The sequence below is a fragment of the Catellatospora sp. TT07R-123 genome (assembly GCF_018327705.1).
Classification (GTDB): domain Bacteria; phylum Actinomycetota; class Actinomycetes; order Mycobacteriales; family Micromonosporaceae; genus Catellatospora.
The window spans coordinates 4,321,947-4,340,642 of sequence record NZ_BNEM01000002.1; the positions used below are offsets into that span (position 1 = coordinate 4,321,947).

At 70.2% G+C, this 18,696-nt stretch carries 18 protein-coding genes and 1 pseudogene; all 19 read right to left on the minus strand.

The window, feature by feature from the left end; genetic code table 11:
- Position 1: 1 nt before the first annotated feature.
- On the minus strand, positions 2-1,942 hold the full coding sequence (gene nuoL, locus Cs7R123_RS39095; protein WP_374707088.1) for an NADH-quinone oxidoreductase subunit L: 1,941 nt from the start codon (positions 1,940-1,942) through the stop codon (positions 2-4).
- A gap of 22 nt (positions 1,943-1,964) precedes the next feature.
- Entirely contained in the window at positions 1,965-2,264 is a 300-nt protein-coding gene (nuoK, locus tag Cs7R123_RS39100; protein WP_212834180.1) for an NADH-quinone oxidoreductase subunit NuoK, read from the minus strand.
- A gap of 3 nt (positions 2,265-2,267) precedes the next feature.
- Complete coding sequence (locus Cs7R123_RS39105; RefSeq protein ID WP_212834182.1) at positions 2,268-3,047, minus strand: NADH-quinone oxidoreductase subunit J; 780 nt, start codon at positions 3,045-3,047, stop codon at positions 2,268-2,270.
- On the minus strand, positions 3,044-3,580 hold the full coding sequence (nuoI, locus tag Cs7R123_RS39110) for an NADH-quinone oxidoreductase subunit NuoI (protein WP_212834184.1): 537 nt from the start codon (positions 3,578-3,580) through the stop codon (positions 3,044-3,046). The genes Cs7R123_RS39105 and nuoI overlap by 4 nt, the downstream gene beginning before the upstream one ends.
- 1 nt (position 3,581) lies before the next feature.
- Positions 3,582-4,916: an NADH-quinone oxidoreductase subunit NuoH gene (nuoH, locus tag Cs7R123_RS39115; protein WP_212835112.1), complete on the minus strand. Its 1,335-nt coding sequence runs from the start codon at positions 4,914-4,916 to the stop codon at positions 3,582-3,584.
- Between the two features lie 29 nt (positions 4,917-4,945).
- Positions 4,946-7,420, minus strand: a complete 2,475-nt coding sequence (locus tag Cs7R123_RS39120; protein ID WP_212834185.1) for an NADH-quinone oxidoreductase subunit G — start codon at positions 7,418-7,420, stop codon at positions 4,946-4,948.
- Positions 7,420-8,736, minus strand: a complete 1,317-nt coding sequence (gene nuoF / locus Cs7R123_RS39125) for an NADH-quinone oxidoreductase subunit NuoF (RefSeq protein WP_212834186.1) — start codon at positions 8,734-8,736, stop codon at positions 7,420-7,422. Before nuoF ends, Cs7R123_RS39120 begins: the two co-directional genes overlap by 1 nt.
- Positions 8,737-8,762: 26 nt before the next feature.
- Positions 8,763-9,449: pseudogene (gene nuoE / locus Cs7R123_RS39130) on the minus strand (NADH-quinone oxidoreductase subunit NuoE); the annotation flags it as partial.
- A complete protein-coding gene (locus tag Cs7R123_RS39135) occupies positions 9,446-10,771 on the minus strand; it encodes an NADH-quinone oxidoreductase subunit D (protein WP_212834188.1) in 1,326 nt (441 codons plus the stop codon). The gene Cs7R123_RS39135 and the pseudogene nuoE, both read right to left, overlap by 4 nt.
- The gene (locus Cs7R123_RS39140) at positions 10,768-11,403 is read right to left on the minus strand and encodes an NADH-quinone oxidoreductase subunit C (RefSeq protein WP_212834189.1); all 636 of its coding nucleotides are present in this window, start codon (positions 11,401-11,403) and stop codon (positions 10,768-10,770) included. Before Cs7R123_RS39140 ends, Cs7R123_RS39135 begins: the two co-directional genes overlap by 4 nt.
- Positions 11,400-12,050 (minus strand): NADH-quinone oxidoreductase subunit B family protein, encoded by a 651-nt coding sequence (locus Cs7R123_RS39145; RefSeq protein WP_212834190.1) that lies wholly within the window; start codon positions 12,048-12,050, stop codon positions 11,400-11,402. Before Cs7R123_RS39145 ends, Cs7R123_RS39140 begins: the two co-directional genes overlap by 4 nt.
- A gap of 1 nt (position 12,051) precedes the next feature.
- A complete protein-coding gene (locus tag Cs7R123_RS39150) occupies positions 12,052-12,417 on the minus strand; it encodes an NADH-quinone oxidoreductase subunit A (RefSeq protein ID WP_212834192.1) in 366 nt (121 codons plus the stop codon).
- An 80-nt stretch (positions 12,418-12,497) separates the two neighbouring features.
- Positions 12,498-13,766: a geranylgeranyl reductase family protein gene (locus tag Cs7R123_RS39155; RefSeq protein ID WP_212834194.1), complete on the minus strand. Its 1,269-nt coding sequence runs from the start codon at positions 13,764-13,766 to the stop codon at positions 12,498-12,500.
- Positions 13,767-13,988: 222 nt separating this feature from the next.
- Entirely contained in the window at positions 13,989-14,180 is a 192-nt protein-coding gene (locus Cs7R123_RS39160; RefSeq protein WP_212834196.1) for a hypothetical protein, read from the minus strand.
- A 150-nt stretch (positions 14,181-14,330) separates the two neighbouring features.
- A complete protein-coding gene (locus Cs7R123_RS39165; RefSeq protein ID WP_212834197.1) occupies positions 14,331-15,023 on the minus strand; it encodes a demethylmenaquinone methyltransferase in 693 nt (230 codons plus the stop codon).
- Positions 15,024-15,115: 92 nt separating this feature from the next.
- Positions 15,116-15,871, minus strand: a complete 756-nt coding sequence (locus Cs7R123_RS39170) for a hypothetical protein (RefSeq protein WP_212834198.1) — start codon at positions 15,869-15,871, stop codon at positions 15,116-15,118.
- A gap of 67 nt (positions 15,872-15,938) precedes the next feature.
- Positions 15,939-16,733 (minus strand): hypothetical protein, encoded by a 795-nt coding sequence (locus tag Cs7R123_RS39175; protein WP_212834199.1) that lies wholly within the window; start codon positions 16,731-16,733, stop codon positions 15,939-15,941.
- Positions 16,734-16,865: 132 nt separating this feature from the next.
- On the minus strand, positions 16,866-18,056 hold the full coding sequence (mqnC, locus tag Cs7R123_RS39180; protein ID WP_212834200.1) for a cyclic dehypoxanthinyl futalosine synthase: 1,191 nt from the start codon (positions 18,054-18,056) through the stop codon (positions 16,866-16,868).
- Positions 18,053-18,670 carry a PadR family transcriptional regulator gene (locus tag Cs7R123_RS39185; protein ID WP_212834201.1) on the minus strand — a complete coding sequence of 206 codons (618 nt, stop codon included), beginning with the start codon at positions 18,668-18,670 and terminating at the stop codon, positions 18,053-18,055. Before Cs7R123_RS39185 ends, mqnC begins: the two co-directional genes overlap by 4 nt.
- Between the last annotated feature and the right edge of the window lie 26 nt (positions 18,671-18,696).

Consider the following 18,696-nt stretch of genomic DNA (forward strand, 5'->3'; position numbering starts at 1 on the left):
GTTATCCCATCCAGCCGAGCTGCACCGCGAGGAAGGCGCCGAGCACCAGGACCCCGCCGACCAGCATTGAGAGCGCGTAGGACCGGACGAACCCGGTCTGCAGCCGCCGCAGCCGGCCCGAACCGCCGCCGACCGCCGCCGCGAGCCCGTTGACCAGACCGTCGACACCCTTGTTGTCGACGAAGACCAGCAGACGGGTCAGCCAGTTGCCGGGCTTCTCGAACACGGCCTCGTTGAAGGCGTCGGTGTAGAGGTTGTTGCGGGCCGCGGTGACCAGCACGCCCGCGGGCTGCGGGGCCAGCGCGGTGCCGTTGCGGAACAGGGCGTACGCCAGGCCCGCACCCGCGACCGTCAGCACCAGGCTCAGGACGGTGATGGTGAGGTGGCCCAGCTTCGGGTGCTCGGCGGTCTCGGGGCCGAGCACCGGCTCCAGCCACTGCACCACCGAGGTCTTCATCAGGAGACCGGCGACGATCGAGCCGAGGGCCAGCAGGATCAGCGGGATCGTCATGGCCGGCGGCGACTCGTGCGGGTGCTGGTCGACCGACCCCTCCTTGGCGGTGGTCCACCGCTTCGGACCGTGGAAGGTCAGGATGAACAGGCGGGTCATGTAGAAGGCGGTCAGACCGGCGCCGAGCAGGGCGGCCAGGCCGTACAGCCAGCCGGTCCAGCCGGGCCGCGAGAACGCGGCCACGATGATCGGCTCCTTGGTGAAGAAGCCGCTCAGCGGCGGGATGCCGATGATCGCCAGCCAGCCCATCATGAAGGTCAGCCAGGTGATCTTCATGTACTTCGACAGCCCGCCGAAGCGGCGGATGTCCACCTGGTCGTTCATGCCGTGCATGACCGAACCGGCGCCGAGGAACATGTTGGCCTTGAAGAAGCCGTGCGCCAGCAGGTGGATGATGGCCAGCGCGTACGCGCCGCCGCCCAGCCCGACGCCCAGGAACATGTAGCCGATCTGCGACACGGTCGACCAGGCGAGGACCCGCTTGATGTCGTCCTTGGCCGCGCCGATGATGCACCCCAGCAGCAGCGTGATCGCGCCGACGCTGACCACGACCGTCTGGAGCGTGGCGTTGGCCGAGAAGATCGGGTTGGAGCGGGCGATCAGGTACACACCGGCGGTCACCATCGTCGCGGCGTGGATCAGGGCCGAGACCGGGGTCGGGCCCTCCATCGCGTCGGGCAACCAGGCCTGCAGCGGGAACTGGCCCGACTTGCCGGCGGCGCCGGCCAGCAGCGCCAGGCCGATCAGCAGGATCGTGGTGCTGCCCAGCGTCCCGATGTTGTTGAAGACGACCTCGTAGTTGACCGAGCCGAGGTAGGCGAACATCAGGAAGATGCCCAGCACCAGGCCCGCGTCACCGACGCGGTTCATCAGGAACGCCTTCTTGCCCGCGGTCGCGGCGGCCGGACGGCCGTACCAGAAGGAGATCAGCAGGTACGACGCCAGACCGACGCCCTCCCAGCCGAAGTACAGCATCACGTAGTTGTTGCCGAGCACCAGCAGCAGCATCGCCGCGATGAAGAGGTTGAAGTAGCCGAAGAAGCGGCGACGTCCCTCGTCGTGCGACATGTACTCGGTGGCGTACAGGTGGATCAGGAAGCCGACGCCCGTGATCAGCAGCACGAAGCACGCCGCCAGCGGGTCGAAGAGCAGCCCGAAGTCCACCCGGAGGTTGCCCACCGGGATGAAGCTGTAGAGGTTCTCGACGACCGCCCGGTTCTCCAGGTTGCGCAGCTGGAAGAACAGGGTCAGGCCGAGGATGAAGGAGGCGAGGACAGCGGCGACGCCCAGCCAGTGGCCCCAGCGGTTCGCGGCCTTGCCCGCCAGCAGCAGGATCAGCGCGCTGACCGCCGGGATGGCGATGAGCAGCCACATGTACGACAGCAGGCCGGTGGCGGGCGCGTACACGACCGCCTCCGCCTGCTCGGTCATCAGAGTTGCAACCATGTCCGCCTCAGTACTTCAGCAGGTTGGCGTCGTCGACGCTCGCCGAGCGCCGCGTGCGGAAGATGGACATGATGATGGCCAGACCGACCACGACCTCGGCCGCGGCGACCACCATCGAGAAGAACGCCATGACCTGGCCGTCCAGCGTCCCGTTCATCCGGGCGAAGGTGACCAGGGCCAGGTTCGCCGCGTTCAGCATGAGCTCGATGCACATGAACAGCACGATGGCGTTGCGGCGGATCAGCACGCCGGTCGCGCCGATGCTGAAGAGCACGGCGGCCAGCACGATGTAGTACATGGGGGTCATCGCTTACTTCCCCTCGGTGGGCTTGTTCGCGATCTCGGCCGCGGTCAGCTCGCGCGTCGGCAGGATCGGCGAGATGCTCCGCTCGGACGGGGTGCCGTCCGGCAGCTTCGCCGGGGTCGCCACCGACGTCGAGTTCGCGAAGACACCCGGGCCGGCCTTCGGGCCGGGGTAGTTGCCCGGCTCGAAGCGCTCGCGCATCTTGGCGACCTGGCCGACCTTCTCGCCCTTGGCCCGCTCGCGGTGGGCCAGCAGCATCGCGCCGACGGCCGCGGTGATGAGCAGGGCGCTGGTGACCTCGAACACCCAGATGTACTGCTTGAACAGCAGGTCCGCGATGCCCTCGACGTTGCCCCTGGCGTTGGCGCCCGCCAGGCCCGCCGGCTTGATGTGCTGGGTCGCGCGGAACACGCCGAAGCCGAGCAGCCCGGCCAGGCCCGCGCCCAGGATGATCGCGGCCACCTTCTGGCCCCGCAGCGTCTCGATCACCGAGTCGCTGGAGTCCCGGCCGACCAGCATCAGCACGAAGAGGAACAGCATCATGATGGCGCCGGTGTAGACGATGATCTGCACCATGCCGATGAACGGGCCGTGCTGGACGATGTAGAACACGCCCAGGCTGAGCATGGTCAGCACCAGCCACAGCGCGGAGTGCACCGCGTTGCGGGCGATGACCATGCCGAGCGCGCCGACCACGGCGATCACGCCGAAGATCCAGAAGGTAACCGCCTCGCCGGTCGACACGTGGTCGGCCGCCGCGGCGAGCACCTCAGTTGCGAGTGTCATCGGGTCTCAGCTCCCGCCGACGTGCCCGGGTTGCTCATCGAACCCAGGTAGTAGTCCTTCTCCGTCGCGCCCAGCCGCATCGCGTGCGGCGGCTGCTCCATGCCCGGCAGCAGCGGCGCGAGCAGCTGCTCCTTCGTGAAGATCAGGTCCTGGCGGCTGTCGCGGGCGAGCTCGTACTCGTTGCTCATGGTGAGCGAGCGGGTCGGGCACGCCTCGATGCACAGGCCGCAGAAGATGCAGCGCGCGTAGTTGATCTGGTAGTTCGACGCGTACCGCTCGCCGGGCGAGTAGCGCTGCTCGTCGGTGTTGTCGCCGCCCTCGACGAAGATGGCGTCCGCCGGGCAGGCCCACGCGCACAGCTCGCAGCCGATGCACTTCTCCAGGCCGTCCGGCCACCGGTTGAGGATGTGCCGACCGTGGTAGCGCGGGGCCGTGGCGTCCGGCTTCTCCGGGTACTCGGTGGTGACGGTCTTCTTGAACATGTGCGAGAAGGTCACGCCGAAGCTCTTCACGCCGCCCAGGAACGTACCCATGTCACACCTCCTTGTCGGTCGAAGCGGGCACGGTCTCGCGCTCGGCCGTCAGGCGCTTGGCCCGCGGGCTGACCGGCACCTGCAGGTCCATCGGCGGCAGCGGGAAGCTGCCCTCGGGACGCTCGGCGACCTGCTCCTCGATCGTCTTCGGCTCCTCCTGCGGCTTGGACGGCCACAGCAGCGCGAGCAGGATGATCACACCCAGCGGGATGCCCAGCATCAGCAGCCGGTCGGTGGTGGAGAAGGTCGACTTCTGCAGGGTCTTCAGCCCGGCCAGGGCCAGGATCCACACCAGGTTGACCGGGATGAGGACCTTCCAGCCGAAGCGCATGAACTGGTCGTAGCGCAGCCGCGGCAGCGTGCCGCGCAGCCACACGAAGACGAACAGCAGCAGCAGCACCTTGATGGTGAACCACAGCAGCGGCCACCAGCCGCCGTTGGCGCCCGCCCAGACCGTGGTGATCGGCGCCGGAGCGCGCCAGCCGCCCAGGAAGAGCGTGGTGCACAGCGCGGAGACGGTCACCATGTTGATGTACTCGGCCAGGAAGAACAGCGCGAACTTCAGCGACGAGTACTCGGTGTGGAAGCCGCCGACCAGCTCCGACTCGGCCTCGGGGAGGTCGAACGGGGCGCGGTTGGTCTCACCGACCGCCGCGATCGAGTAGATCACGAAGCTCGGGAGCAGCAGCAGCGCGAACCAGCCCGGGGTGGGCACCGGCCCCGCGTGACCGCCGTGCGCCTGCGCGGCGACGATCCCGGAGGTGCTCATGGTGCCCGCGGTCATGAAGACCGCCACGAAGGACAGACCCATCGCGACCTCGTACGAGATCAGCTGCGCGCTGGAGCGCAGGCCGCCCAGCAGCGGGTAGGTCGAGCCCGAGGCCCAGCCGCCCAGCACGATGCCGTAGATGCCCATGCCGGAGCAGGCCAGCACCAGCAGCACCGCCACCGGGATGTCGGTGAGCTGCATCGGCGTCTTCACACCGAACATCGACACCATCGGCCCGAACGGGATGATCGCGAAGGCGGTGAACGCGCAGACCGTCGAGATGACCGGCGCGATGAAGAAGACGATCTTGTCCGCCTTGAGCGGCATGATGTCTTCCTTGAACGCCAGCTTCAGACCATCGGCCAGCGACTGGAGCAGACCGAAGGGCCCGTGCCGGTTCGGGCCGGGGCGCACCTGCATCCGGGCGACCACGCGGCGCTCGTACCAGATGGTGAACAGGGTCATCACGACGAGGAAGACGAAGACCGCCAGGACCTTGATGAGGACGATCCACCAGGGGTCCTTGCCGAAGTCCTCCAGCGTCGGGTCGCCGCCGAGCGGAGTCAGCGGCGGCACGTCGGACAAAAAGGAGAGGATCATTTCTTGGTTCCTCCGCTAACGGTGACCACCGCACCGGCCGACACGCCGAGCGCGCGCCGCAGGGTGGAGCCCGGCGAATTGGTCGGCAGCCAGACGACGTCGTCGGAGATCTCGGTGAGGGCGGCCGGCAGGGTGATCGCACCCCGCGCGGTCCCGACCGTCACCGGGTCGCCGTCGGCGACGCCCAGCGCGGCGGCGCGGGCCTTGGACAGGCGCACCACCGGCGGGCGGGCGGTGCCGGCCAGCACCTCGTCGCCGTCGGTCATGCTGCCCAGGTCGATGAGCTGCGCCCAGGTGGCCAGGATGGCCTCGCCGTCCTTGAGCGACGGGGCCGCGGCGCCGACCTCGGCCGGAGCCGACGGGCGCGGGGCGGCGGTCGCGGGCAGGCTGCCCAGCTCACGGCGCACGGTCTGGACGTCGGCGACGCCCAGCGTCGTGCCGAGCTGCGCCGCCAAGGCGTCGAGCACCCGGGCGTCGGTCAGCTTGGCCCCGGTGTTCGGGGTCTCCAGCGCCTGCTCGAACGTGCGCAGGCGGCCCTCCCAGTTGACGTACGAGCCGGACTTCTCCGCGTCGACGGCGACCGGGAAGACCACGTCGGCCTTGCGGCTGACGCTGCTCATCCGCTGCTCCAGCGAGACCAGGAAGCCGACCTTGTCCAGCGCCTCCTCGGCGGCCTGCGGGTGGGCCAGATCGGACGGGTCGACACCCGCCACGACCAGCGCACCCAGCTTGCCCGCCGCGGCGGCGGCCAGGATCGCGTCGGTGTCGCGGCCCGGCTTGCTCGGGATGACGCCCGCGGCGACACCCCAGGCACCGGACAGCTCGGCCCGCGCGGCGGCGTCGGCCACCGAGCGGCCGCCGGGCAGCAGGTTCGGCAGGCAGCCCGCGTCGACCGCACCACGGTCACCGGCGCGGCGCGGCACCCAGGCCAGCTTCGCGCCGGTCCGCGCGGCCAGCGCCGCCGCGGCCGAGAAGCCGCCGCGCACGGTGGCCAGGCGCTCGCCGACCAGGATCACGGTGCCCGGGTCGATACCCTCCAGGTTGCTCAGCACCGCAGGCTCCTGGCCGGGCACGCACTCGGCCAGCGAGGCGCCGGCCTTCTCCGAGCCGCGGGTCAGGAACGGCGCCACCGAGGTGACCTTGAGCTTGCGCTTCGCCGCCGTCTTGCGCAGGCGCAGCAGGACGATCGGGCTCTCCTCCTCCGGCTCGAAGCCGACCAGCACCACGTGCTTGGCCTGCTCCAGGTCGGCGTAGGTGACGCCGGTCTCGCCCACCACCGACGAGGCCAGGAAGTCGGCCTCCTCGGCGCTCAGCGGCCGGGCCCGGAAGTCGACGTCGTTGCTGTTGAGCACGACGCGGGCGAACTTGGCGTACGCGTAGGCGTCCTCGACGGTCAGGCGGCCGCCGGTCAGCACGCCGACGCCGTACGCCCCGTCGCGCGCCGCGCGCAGGCCCTCGGCCGCGACGCGCAGCGCCTCGGTCCAGGACGCCTCGCGCAGCTCACCGCTCTCGGCGTCGCGCACCAGCGGGGTGGTGAGCCGGTCGAAGGCGGTGGCGTAGCGGAAGCCCCACCGGCCCTTGTCGCAGTTCCACTCCTCGTTGACCTGCGCGTCGGACCCGGCCAGGCGGCGCAGCACCTTGCCGCGGCGGTGGTCGGTGCGCTGGGCGCAGCCCGAGGAGCAGTGCTCGCACACGCTGGGGCTCGACACCAGGTCGAACGGGCGGGCGCGGAAGCGGTACTGCTCGCTCGTCAGAGCGCCGACGGGGCAGATCTGAATCGTGTTACCGGAGAAGTAGGAGTTGAAGGGCACGTCGCCCGACTCCGGGTCGTCCTGGTCGTATGCCAGCTCGTCGGTCGTGCCGTGCACGTGCGCGTGACCGAAGGCGGCGTCGCGGTAGATGCCGATCGACTCGGCCGAGGACCGGTCCATCAGGTCGATGAACTTGTCGCCGGCGATCTCCTCGGAGAACCGGGTGCAGCGCTGGCAGAGCACGCAGCGCTCGCGGTCCAGCAGCACCTGCGACGAGATGTTGATCGGCTTCTCGTACTCGCGCTTGTGCTCGTGGAACCGCGACTCCGACCGGCCGACCTGCATGGCCTGGTTCTGCAGCGGGCACTCGCCGCCCTTGTCGCACATGGGGCAGTCGAGCGGGTGGTTGATGAGCAGCAGCTCCATCACACCCTCCTGCGCCTTGCGGGCGACCTCGGAGGTGAGCTGCGTACGCACCACCATGCCGTCGGCGACGGTCTGGGTGCAGGACGCGACCGGCTTGCGCTGGCCCTCGACGTCCACCAGGCACTGGCGGCAGGCGCCGGCCGGGGCCAGCAGCGGGTGGTCGCAGAACCGCGGGATGTCGATGCCGAGCCGCTCGGCGGTCCGGATGACCAGTTCGCCCTTGGGCGCGACCACCTCGATCCCGTCGATGGTCAGCTTCACCGTGTCGGTGTGCTTCTGTACTTCCTGGCTCATCAGTGTGCTCCCGCCAGGGCGGCGGCGCTGAGCTTCGGCGCCGTACGGCCTTCGATGTAGTCGAGGTAGTCCTGCTTGAAGTACTGCAGCGACGAGGTCACCGAACTGGTGGCGCCGTCACCGAGACCGCAGAACGAACGGCCCAGGATGTTGCCGGCCGTGTCCAGCAGCGTGTCCAGGTCCTCCAGGGTCCCCTCGCCGGACAGGATCCGGCGGTAGACCCGGACCATCCAGTAGTTGCCCTCGCGGCACGGGGTGCACTTGCCGCACGACTCGTGGTGGTAGAACTCCAGCCACCGGTAGGTCGCGTAGACCGGGCAGTCCTGGTCGCTGAAGATCTGCGTCGCCGTGGTGCCGAGGATGGAACCGGCCGCCGCGACGGACTCGAAGTCCATCGCGGTGTCGATGTGCTCGGCGGCCAGCAGCGGCGTGGACGACCCGCCCGGGGTCCAGAACCGCAGCTTGTGGCCGTCCTGCATGCCGCCGGCGAGCTCGATCAGCTCGCGCAGGGTGATGCCCATCGAGCACTCGTACTGGCCCGGGTTCTTGATCCGGCCGGACAGCGAGTAGATCATCGGACCGGACGACTTCTCCGTGCCCATCGTCTTCCACCACGCCGCGCCGCCGAGCACGATGTACGGCACGCTGGCGATGGTGCCGACGTTGTTGACCACGGTCGGGCTGGCGTAGAGGCCGTGCGTCGCCGGGAACGGCGGGCGCAGCCGGGGCTGGCCGCGGAAGCCCTCCAGCGAGTCCAGCAGCGCCGTCTCCTCGCCGCAGATGTAGGCACCCGCGCCGGAGTGCACCACCAGGTCCAGCTCGTACCCGGTGCCGAGGATGTTCTTGCCCAGGTAGCCGGCCTTGTACGCCTCCTGCACCGCGTGGCGCAGCCGCCGCGCGGCGTGCACCGCCTCACCGCGGATGTAGATGTAGGCGCGGTTGGCGCGGATCGCGTACGACGCGATGATGACGCCCTCGACCAGCGAGTGCGGGTCGTGCGTCATCAGCGGCAGGTCCTTGCAGGTGCCCGGCTCACCCTCGTCGGCGTTGACGACCAGGTAGTGCGGCTTGCCGTCGTTCTGCGGGATGAAGCCCCACTTCAGGCCCGTGGGGAAGCCCGCGCCGCCGCGGCCGCGCAGGCCGGAGTCCTTGATCAGGGCGATCAGGTCGTCGGGGTGCACGGCCAGCGCCTTGCGCAGGGCGGCGTAGCCGTCGAGGCGCTCGTACACGTCCAGGCGCCACGCGTCCGGCGACAGCCAGCGCTTGGTCAGGACCGGCGTGAGCTTCTCCAGCACGGCCTTGCTTGGCGTGGTCACTTCGCCGCCTCCTTCGAGGGAGTCGGGATCGGGGTGTTGATGTCGAAACCGGCCGGGCTGATCCCGTGCTCCTGCGCCAGGCGCAGGCCGCGCAGGGTGGCGTCGCCCGCCGGGCCGTCGGCGACCGCGCCTTCGCGCTCGTCGGCGAAGCCCGCCAGCTGCAACGACATCTCCTTGAGGGTGCACAGGCGGGCGCCGCGGGTCGGCATCGGGCGCTTGCCCGACTTGAGGCCCGCGGCCAGCTCCAGCGCGCTCTCCGGGGTGACCCCGTCGAAGAAGTCGTAGTTGACGGTGAGCACCGGGCCGTAGTCGCACGCGGCGAGGCACTCGGCGTGCTCCAGCGTGATCTTGCCGTCCTCGGTGGTCTCGTCGTGGCCGACGCCCAGCGCCTGCGACAGCTCGTCGTAGACGGCCTGGCCGCCGAGCACGTTGCACATCGTGTTGGTGCAGACGCTGACCAGGTAGTCACCGGTCGGGCGGCGCTTGTACATCGTGTAGAACGTCGCGACCGCGCCGACCTGGGCCTTGGTCAGGCCCAGCTGCTCGGCGCAGAACGTCACGCCGTTCGGCGACACGTAGCCCTCGACCGACTGCACCAGGTGCAGCATCGGCAGCAGCGCCGAGCGCTGCTTGCCCTCGGGGTAGCGCGCGACGATCTCGCGGGCCCGCTCCAGGGTCTCCTCGGTGAAGACGTCAGTCTTCGGCGCTGTCATCGGTCACACCCACCCATCACCGGGTCGAGGCTGGCCCCGCCCGCGATCACATCGGCCAGCAGGCCGCCCTCCGCCATCGCCGGGATGGCCTGGAGATTGACGAAGCTCGGCTCGCGGAAGTGCACCCGGAAGGGCCGGGTGCCGCCGTCGGAGACCACGTGCGCGCCGAGCTCGCCGCGCGGCGCCTCGATCGGCACGTACACCTGGCCGGCCGGGACCCGGAAGCCCTCGGTGACCAGCTTGAAGTGGTGGATCAGCGACTCCATCGACTGACCCATGATGTGCGCGACGTGCTCCAGCGAGTTGCCCAGGCCGTCGTTGCCCACGGCCAGCTGCGCCGGCCAGGCGATCTTCTTGTCCTCGACCATGACCGGGCCCGGCTTGAGCCGGTCCAGCGCCTGCTCGACCAGCTTCAGCGACTCACGCATCTCGGCCAGACGGACCAGGTAGCGGGACCACACGTCGCCGTCGGGCTGGGTCGGGACGTCGAACTCGTACGTCTCGTAACCGCAGTACGGCATGGTCTTGCGCAGGTCCCAGGCCAGGCCGGAGCTGCGCAGCACCGGGCCGGTGATGCCGAGCGCCACGCAACCGGTGACGTCGAGCACGGCCACGCCCTTGGTGCGCGCGGTCCAGATCGGCTGGCCGGAGAGCAGGTCCTCGTACTCCTTGATCCGCTTGGGCATGAAGCCCAGGAACTCGCGGATCTTCTTGACCGCCTCCGGGGGCACGTCCTGCGACACGCCGCCGGGCCGGACGTACGCCATGTTCATGCGCAGACCGGTGATCATCTCGAAGATGTCGAGGATGAACTCGCGCTCGCGGAAGCCGTAGATCATCATCGACAGCGCGCCGAGCTCCATGCCGGTCGTCGCCAGCCACACCAGGTGGGAGGAGATCCGGTTGAGCTCCATCATCAGCACGCGGATGGTGGTGGCGCGCTCGGTGATCTGGTCCTCGATGCCCAGCAGCTTCTCCACCGCGAGGCAGTACGCCGTCTCGTTGAAGATCGGGGCGAGGTAGTCCATCCGGGTCACGAAGGTCGTGCCCTGGGTCCAGGTGCGGTATTCGATGTTCTTCTCGATACCGGTGTGCAGGTAGCCGACGACGGTACGGGCGTCGGTGACCGTCTCGCCCTCCAGCTCCAGCACCAGGCGGAGCACGCCGTGCGTGGACGGGTGCTGCGGACCCATGTTGACGACGATGCGCTCGTCGTGCAGCGGGTCGTGGCCCGAGACGATGGAGTCCCAGTCGCCACCGGTGACGGTGAAGACCTTGCCCTCGGTCGTCTCGCGCTCCTGCGCGTAACCAGCGTTGCTCATCGGTATGACCTCCGCGCGTCGGGCGGCGGGATCTCGGCGCCCTTGTACTCGATCGGGACCCCGCCCAGCGGGTAGTCCTTGCGCTGCGGGTGGCCGTCCCAGTCGTCCGGCATCAGGATCCGGGTCAGGTTGGGGTGGCCGTCGAAGATGACGCCGAACATGTCGTACGCCTCGCGCTCCTGCCAGTCCGCGGTCGGGTAGACCTGGGTGACGCTGGGCAGGTGCGGGTCGGCGACGGTGACCGCGCACTCCAGGCGCAGCCGGCGGCGGTACGTCATCGAGGTCAGCTGGTACACCACGTGCAGGCGGCGCTCCTCGCTGAGGTAGTCCACGCCCGACACCGAACTGCACAGCTCGTAGCGCAGCGACGCGTCGTCACGCAGCACCTGGCACACCTCGGCGATCTTCGCCGGGACGATGTGCAGGGTCAGCTCGCCCCGGTCGATCACGATGCGCTCGATGGCGTCGCCGAAGCCGGGGTACGCCTCCTCCAGCGCGTCCACGATCTCGTCGAAGTCGCCGCCCAGGGGGCGCTGCGCCTCCAGCACCACCGGCCGCTTGCGGACCAGGCCGCCGAAGCCGGACGTGTCACCGGACCCGGTGACCCCGAAGAGGCCCTCAGGTTGAGTCATCGGTTGCGCTCCATCCACTTCTCGATGCGCAGCTGCTCCTCGCGGCCCTCGGCAGCGGCCTGCTCCCACTCGTGGCGCAGCTGCTTGTTGTACCGGTAGCTGGAGGGCATGGCGCCCGGCGCGACGACGGGCTTGCCCTCGCGGGCCTCCTTGGCGGCCAGCATCTTGCGCCCACCGGCGCCGAGCGGCTCGGCCAGGATCTTGTCGTGCAGCTTGAGGATCGCGTCGAGCAGCATCTCCGGCCGCGGCGGGCAGCCGGGCAGGTACATGTCGACGGGCACGACGTGGTCGACGCCCTGCACGATCGCGTAGTTGTTGAACATGCCGCCCGACGACGCGCAGACACCCATCGAGAGCACCCAGCGGGGCTCGGGCATCTGGTCGTAGATCTGGCGCAGCACCGGGGCCATCTTCTGGCTGACCCGGCCGGCCACGATCATCAGGTCGGCCTGGCGGGGCGACGCCCGGAAGACCTCCATGCCGAAGCGGCCCGAGTCGAACCGGGCCGCACCGGTGGCCATCATCTCGATGGCGCAGCAGGCCAGGCCGAAGGTGGCCGGCCAGAAGCTGGCCTTGCGAGTCCAGTTGACGAGCCCCTGGACGGTGGTGAGCAGCACCCCGCTCGGGAGCTTCTCTTCGAGTCCCATGTCAGTCCCAATCCAGGCCGCCGCGACGCCACACATAGGCGTACGCGACGAACACCGTGCCAATGAACATGATCATCTCCCAGAACGCGAAGCTGCCCAGCGCGTTGAAGCTGACAGCCCACGGGTAGAGGAAGATGATCTCGATGTCGAAGACGATGAAGAGCATCGCGGTCAGGTAGAACTTGACCGGGAAGCGTCCGCCGCCGACCGGCTGAGGGGTCGGCTCGATGCCGCATTCATAGGCGTCCAGCTTCGCCTTGTTGAAGCGACGGGGTCCGATGAAGGGTGCAGCCGCCACCGAGAAGAGCCCGAAGGCACCGGCGAGCGCGAAGAGCCCCACAATCGGGATGTACGCGGAGAGCGACACTTGCCTGCGTCCCTTCCTCTGGTTCAGGCGGGCTGTTTCGCCTGGTTGCGGTACTCGTAAGATCCTCGCGCGGCGTTCCGCTAGACAGCGGGTGCCACGCGGGACAGGGCATTGATGATCCGGTCCATCGCGTCGCCACCGCGAGGATCGGTCAGGTTCGCCAGCAGCTTCAGTACGAAGCGCATCAGCGTCGGGTGCGGCATGCCGTGTTTGGTGGCGACCTTCATGACCTGCGGGTTGCCGATCAGCTTCACGAAGACGCCGCCGATGCGGTAATACCCGCCGAGCCGGCGCCGCAGCTCGGTGCCGTACCCCTGCAACGCGAGCTCCCGGGCCGGACCGGCCGGGCGCGCCAGCGCCTGGATCATCACTTCGGCTGCGAGCTGGCCAGACTCCATCGCGTACGCGATGCCCTCGCCGTTGAAGGGGTTGACCATGCCGCCGGAGTCACCCACCAGCACCATGCCGCGGGTGTAGTGCGGAACGCGGTTGAAGCCCATCGGCAGCGCCGCGCCCAGGATCTTGCCGTCCGCGTTGGCCTCGGTCAGGCCCCACTCCGGCGGGGTCGCGGTGAGCCAGTCGGTCAGCATCGTGCGGTAGTTGGTCTGCTGGTAGGCCTTGGACGAGTTGAGCACGCCCAGGCCGACGTTGATCCGGCCGTCGCCGAGACCGAAGATCCAGCCGTACCCGGGCAGCTGCGCGCTGCCCGCCTCCCGGCTGCGCAGCTCCAGCCACGACTCCAGGTAGTCGTCGTTGGCCTTGGCCTCGCAGTGGTAGTAGCGGCGCACCGCGACGCCCATCGGGCGGTCCTCGCGCTTGGTGATGCCCAGCGCGAGCGGGAACCGGCCCGAGACGCCGTCGGCGGCGACCACCAGGTGCGCGCGCATGACCTTGACGCCCTCGGCCGTCTTCACCTCGACGCCGACGACGCGGCCCTCGGCGTCGAGCACCGGGCCGGTCACGTTGTGGCCGGTCCGCAGGTCGGCACCGGCGGCCACGGCACACTTGGCGAGCATGTCGTCGAAGTCCATGCGGGTGCGGACGAGGCCGAAGTCGGGGAAGCTGGCCAGCTCGGGCCAGTCCAGCTCCAGCCGTACGCCGCCGCCGATGACGCGCAGGCCCTTGTTGCGCAGCCAGCCGGCTTCGGGGCTGACGTCCACGCCCATGTCGATCAGCTGCTTGACCGCGCGCGGGGTCAGGCCGTCGCCGCAGACCTTCTCCCGGGGGAACTCGGTCTTCTCCAGCAGCAGGACCTTCACACCGTGCTTGGCAAGGTGGAACGCGGTGGCGGAGCCCCCCGGACCGGCACCTACGACGATCACATCTGCATCGACATCGGTCGGTGTCATGCTCACCTCCACCTCGGCCTTAACGCTCGTTCCGGGCTCGTGAAAGTCTTCACAAGCCAGTCCGGCGTGCAGTCTAGAACTGCGCCGAGACCACGTAGTGGTTAGGTGAGCCTAAGTACCTAAGGGACGGCAGGTATGGCGGCGTTTCCGGCCCGCCGCGGCGATCAAGCCACTAGGATGCCCGCACCCGTCGGCACAGCCGCCCGGACGCGTCGGCGGTGGTCAGGATTCGGGGCTCGCCGCCGGTGCCGCCGGTTCAGGATCAGGCCGGTCCGCCTTCGCGAGGCGTTCGCGTTCAGCCTGCCGCGCGGCCGCACGCCGCCGCGCCGCCGCCTCCAGGTCGGCCACCCGCACCGGCGGTTCCCCGTACCCCCCGCCGAGGGTGCCGAGCACCGCACTCTCCTCGTACCCCATACCCCGATCGTCCCCGGGGCGGGGCTGGGCAGGGTGCAGTTTCGGGGAAAGTGCTGGAATGGCCGCGTTGATTCGTGCAGTTTCCCCGAAACTGCACGAACAGCCCCGCGCGGCGGCGGGGCGGGCGCGCGCCGGGGCGACGCGGGCCCGTCAGGGGCGGGTGGCGCGGTGGAGGGCGACGATGCCGCCGGTCAGGTTGCGCCACTTCACCTGCGACCAGTTGTTCTCGCCGATGATCGCGGCGAGCTCGCGCTGGTCGGGCCAGGCCCGGATCGACTCGGCCAGGTAGACGTACGCCTCGGGGTTGCTGGCGACCCGGCGGGCCACCGCGGGCAGCGAGCGCATGAGGTACTGGAGGTAGACGGTGCGGAACGCGCCGTTGGTCGGGTGCGAGAACTCGCAGATGACCAGGCGGCCGCCGGGCTTGGTGACCCGGGCCAGCTCGCGCAGGGCCGCCGGGGTGTTCGCCACGTTGCGGATCGCGAACGAGATGGTGACCGCGTCGAACGTCTCGTCCGCGAAGGGCAGTGCCAGCGCGTCGGCCGCCGTCAGCGGCACGTGCGGGCGGGTGCGCCGGCCGACCTTGAGCATGCCCAGCGACAGGTCCGCGCCCACGACGTACGCCCCCGAGCGGGCCAGTTCCTCGGTGGAGACGCCGGTGCCCGCGCCGAGGTCGAGCACCTTCTCACCCGGCTTGAGGTCCAGCGCAGAGCGGGTCGCGCGCCGCCACGACTTGTCCTGACCGAACGACAGCACCGAGTTCGTCTTGTCGTAGTTCTCGGCCACGCCGTCGAACATCGCGGCGATCTCGTTCGGCTCTTTGTCCAGGTCTGCGCGCGTCATGGCGTCACTCTGCCAAACGGCTCCGGTGACCCGGCATCCGGCTCACCCCGCCGTCTGCCGCGCCACCCGCGCGGCGCTGCCGCGAGCGCTGGTCAGCCGTCGCGCTCGGCGCCGCGCCGCAGCACGTAGACGGCGACCGCCAGCGCGAGCAGCCCGATCAGCACCACGCACAGGATGACGATGATCAGCGTACGGCTGGCGCTGCTCAGGTCTGGGTCGGCAGCCGCCGGCACCGCCTCCGGCACCGCGACGACGCCCGTGCCGGAGTCAGGCGACTCCGCCACCGGCACCGCCGAGGCCTGCGGCGAGACGGACGGCGCCATGCTGGACCGGGCGGGCGCCGAGGCGGCGGCCGGGGATGCCTGCGGGGTGGCCGACGGAGCCGGGCCGGGGTCGTTGACGAGCAGCGGCACCTGGTCGTTGGCCGCGTTCGGGTCGCATGAGCAGGTCACCTTGAGCGAGCCCCGGCCGGTGACCGGGCCGTCGATGCGCACCTGGACCGTGCGCCACACCGCCTTGCCGTCGGGCGCGACGCCGGGCCACGGCCCGACCGTGTAGCACTCCGCCCGCGTCGAGTCCTCGCGCAGGTTGCAGTCCTCGCCCTCGAACCCGCCCACGAACCGGGTGCCGGGCGGGGCCGTGTAGTCGAAGCGGACCTTCACCGTCGCGCCGACCTGGTCCGGGCCGAAGTTGGCGATCGACAGCTCCAGCCCGACGACGCCGTTGACCTTCCCGACGGCCGGGCGCGCGCCCACGGCCAGATCCGAGCCTCCGGCCGCGTACGCCGGCACCGCCGACGCCGCCACGGCCAGCACGCCCAGCACTGCCGCCCATCCCCGCCTGATCACCAGTGGACCATAGGCGGGCGTCACTGGGCGGGGGATGGGCTGATCGGCCGATACCCGCCGCGACCGGCTACTCGCCGGCTTCGTCGTCCTCGTCGTCGCTGCTGTTGCGCCACAGGTAGACCGCGAACCCGAGCCCGCCCAGCGCCAGCACCACGGCCGCGCCGCCGATCACGAACAGCAGGTCGACGCCGGAGTCGTCCTCCGGCGCGGACCCGGAACCGTCGGCGCCGGGAGCCACGTCGGTCGGCACCACGGGGCTGGCCTCGGTCGGCATCTCGACCGGGGTCGGGCTGGGCGTGGCCGAGGGCGAGGCCGACTTCGACGGGGTGGGCGAGGTGTGCGGGCCCGGCTTGGGCGCGGGCGGGTTGTTGCCGTTGAGCACCAGGGCGGTCCGGTTGTTCGGCGAGTACGGGTCGCAGGAGCAGCTCACCACCGCCGACCCCACCGACCCGATCTTGCCGACCACCACCAGCTGGAAGGTGCCCCACACCATGGGGCCGCCCGGCTGGACGTCCTTCCACTGCTGGGTCCGGGTCAGCCCGCAGACGACCCTGGTGTCCAGGGAGTTGATCTCGCAGGCACCGCCGCCGTGGTCCACCGAGCCGCGTACGAACCTGGTGCCGCGCGGCGCCTGCAACGTCAGGCGCGCACTCGACGCGGGCGCGGCCGGGCCGTAGTCGACCACGCCCAGCCGCATGGTGACGGTGTCGCCGAGCTTCACCTCGCGCACCGCCATCGCCCGCACCGCCAGGTCGGCCTTGCCGTCGGCCCAGGACGGCAGCGCCGCGCCGAGCACCAGCACGGCCGCCGACAGCAGCACCGTCGCGGCCCGCGCCGCCAGAGACGTTCCCCGTTCACGCACGCGTGGACGATAGATAGGGACAACCGCCCGGAACATGGGCTGATCGGTCACTTCGGCATATGCCGTCGCTCACTACAGCCCGATGTCCGCCGCCCGTACCCGGCGCCGGGACGCCACCGGAACCCGGAACCGTCAGCGGGCCTCGACCAGCGGCAGGGTCTTGCCGACGCCGCCGCCCGGGATCGCGATCGAGGAGAAGTGCGAGGTGATGCGCTCGTCGGTCGGGTCGTCCGCCGGGGTCCAGTGCACGTCCAGGTGGCGGTAGAGCGTGTCGCGCTGGGCCGGGATGCGCCCGGCGGTGCGGATGAGCTGCACCAGGTCGACCAGGTTGGACCGGTGCTTGGCACCGGCCGAGGAGATGACGTTCTCCTCCAGCATGATCGAGCCGAGGTCGTCGACGCCCATGTGCAGCGCGAGCTGGCCCACGTCCTTGCCGGTGGTGAGCCAGGAGGCCTGGAGGTGGTTGACGTTGTCGAAGAACAGGCGGGCCACCGCGATCAGGCGCAGGTATTCCAGCGTGGTGGCCTGGGTGCGGCCCTTGAGGTGGTTGTTCTCCGCCTGGTACGTCCACGGGATGAAGGCCCGGAAGCCGCCCGTGCGGTCCTGCACGTCGCGGATCATCCGCAGGTGCTCGATCCGCTCGGCGTTGGTCTCGCCGGTGCCCATCATCATGGTGGCGGTCGACTCGACGCCGTGGCGGTGCGCGACCTCCATGACCTCCAGCCAGCGCTCGCCGGACTCCTTGAGCGGGGCGATCGCCCGGCGGGGGCGCTCGGGCAGCATCTCGGCGCCTGCGCCCGCGATCGAGTCCAGGCCCGCGGCCTTGATCCGGACGACCGCGTCCTCGATGGAGACGCCGGAGACCTTGGCCATGTGCAGGATCTCGCTCGGCCCGATCGAGTGGATCATCAGGTCCGGGTACGCCTGCTTCACCGACGAGAACAGGTTCTCGTAGTACTCCACGCCGTATTCGGGGTGGTGGCCGCCCTGGAGCATCACCTGGGTCGCGCCGAGCTCGACCGCCTCGCCGCAGCGGCGCAGGATCTCGGCGGTGTCGTGGGTCCAGCCCTCGGCGTGCTTGGGCGCCCGGTAGAAGGCGCAGAACTTGCACGCGGTGACACAGACGTTCGTGTAGTTGATGTTGCGGTCGATCAGGTACGTGACGATGCCGTCCGGGTAGCGCCGCCGCCGCACCGCGTCAGCCGCCTCGCCGAGCGCGTGGAACGGTGCGTCGGTGTAGAGCAGCAGCGCCTCCTCGGCGCTGATGCGGCCACCGTCGGCGGCCCGCTGCACGATGCTGTCGATCTCCCGGTTCCCAGTCACGTCCCCGAGGGTATCGGGTCGCCGAACGCCGCGGCACGTCCGGTCCGCAGGCAGGTGGCGAGCCACTGCGCCCACGCGCCCGTCGCGCGGGCCGACTCGATCCCCATGAGCAGCACCGCGTAGTTGCCGAACCCCGGGTGGTCGGGCCGGTCGTGGCCGGTGCCGCGCAGCATGGCCGCCTCCTGCTCCCACTCGTCCAGCAGGTCGCGCTGGCGGGCGGCGATGCGGGCGTACAGGTCGGCCATGGCCACCGGATCGGCGCTGTTCGCCGCGTACGCCTTCAGCACGGTCTCGCTGCGGGGCGCCACCACCGGCGGCCGCACCAGCCACTCGCCCAGGGCGGCCAGCCCGGCCGGGGTCAGCGTGTACGTCTTCTTCGCCCGGGGGCCCGGACCGGCACCCTCGGCCAGCTCGACCCACGTCGCCGCCGCGAGCCGGGCCAGCTCCGGATAGATCTGGCTGTGCTTGGCGGTCCAGAAGTGGCCGATCGGGGACTTCATCCGCTGCGTCAGCTGGTAACCGGTCGCCGGACCCCGGGTGAGCAGCGAGAGCAGGGCGTAACCGAGCGCCGAACCGGACACCGATGCCGAATCGTCACCGTCGCGCGCCCGCATCGCGCCTCCTCACTATGTAACTTCTG

What these genes read in the sequence shown, in the direction of transcription:
- Cs7R123_RS39155 (WP_212834194.1), bottom strand. Translation starts at nt 13,766, where the DNA reads ATGACACCGACCGATGTCGATGCAGATGTGATCGTCGTAGGTGCCGGT.
- Cs7R123_RS39135 (WP_212834188.1), bottom strand. Translation starts at nt 10,771, where the DNA reads ATGAGCAACGCTGGTTACGCGCAGGAGCGCGAGACGACCGAGGGCAAG.
- nuoL (WP_374707088.1), bottom strand. Translation starts at nt 1,942, where the DNA reads ATGACCGAGCAGGCGGAGGCGGTCGTGTACGCGCCCGCCACCGGCCTG.
- nuoK (WP_212834180.1), bottom strand. Translation starts at nt 2,264, where the DNA reads ATGACCCCCATGTACTACATCGTGCTGGCCGCCGTGCTCTTCAGCATC.
- nuoI (WP_212834184.1), bottom strand. Translation starts at nt 3,580, where the DNA reads ATGGGTACGTTCCTGGGCGGCGTGAAGAGCTTCGGCGTGACCTTCTCG.
- Cs7R123_RS39165 (WP_212834197.1), bottom strand. Translation starts at nt 15,023, where the DNA reads ATGACGCGCGCAGACCTGGACAAAGAGCCGAACGAGATCGCCGCGATG.
- Cs7R123_RS39105 (WP_212834182.1), bottom strand. Translation starts at nt 3,047, where the DNA reads ATGACACTCGCAACTGAGGTGCTCGCCGCGGCGGCCGACCACGTGTCG.
- Cs7R123_RS39185 (WP_212834201.1), bottom strand. Translation starts at nt 18,670, where the DNA reads ATGCGGGCGCGCGACGGTGACGATTCGGCATCGGTGTCCGGTTCGGCG.
- Cs7R123_RS39120 (WP_212834185.1), bottom strand. Translation starts at nt 7,420, where the DNA reads ATGAGCCAGGAAGTACAGAAGCACACCGACACGGTGAAGCTGACCATC.
- Cs7R123_RS39140 (WP_212834189.1), bottom strand. Translation starts at nt 11,403, where the DNA reads ATGACTCAACCTGAGGGCCTCTTCGGGGTCACCGGGTCCGGTGACACG.
- Cs7R123_RS39160 (WP_212834196.1), bottom strand. Translation starts at nt 14,180, where the DNA reads ATGGGGTACGAGGAGAGTGCGGTGCTCGGCACCCTCGGCGGGGGGTAC.
- Cs7R123_RS39145 (WP_212834190.1), bottom strand. Translation starts at nt 12,050, where the DNA reads ATGGGACTCGAAGAGAAGCTCCCGAGCGGGGTGCTGCTCACCACCGTC.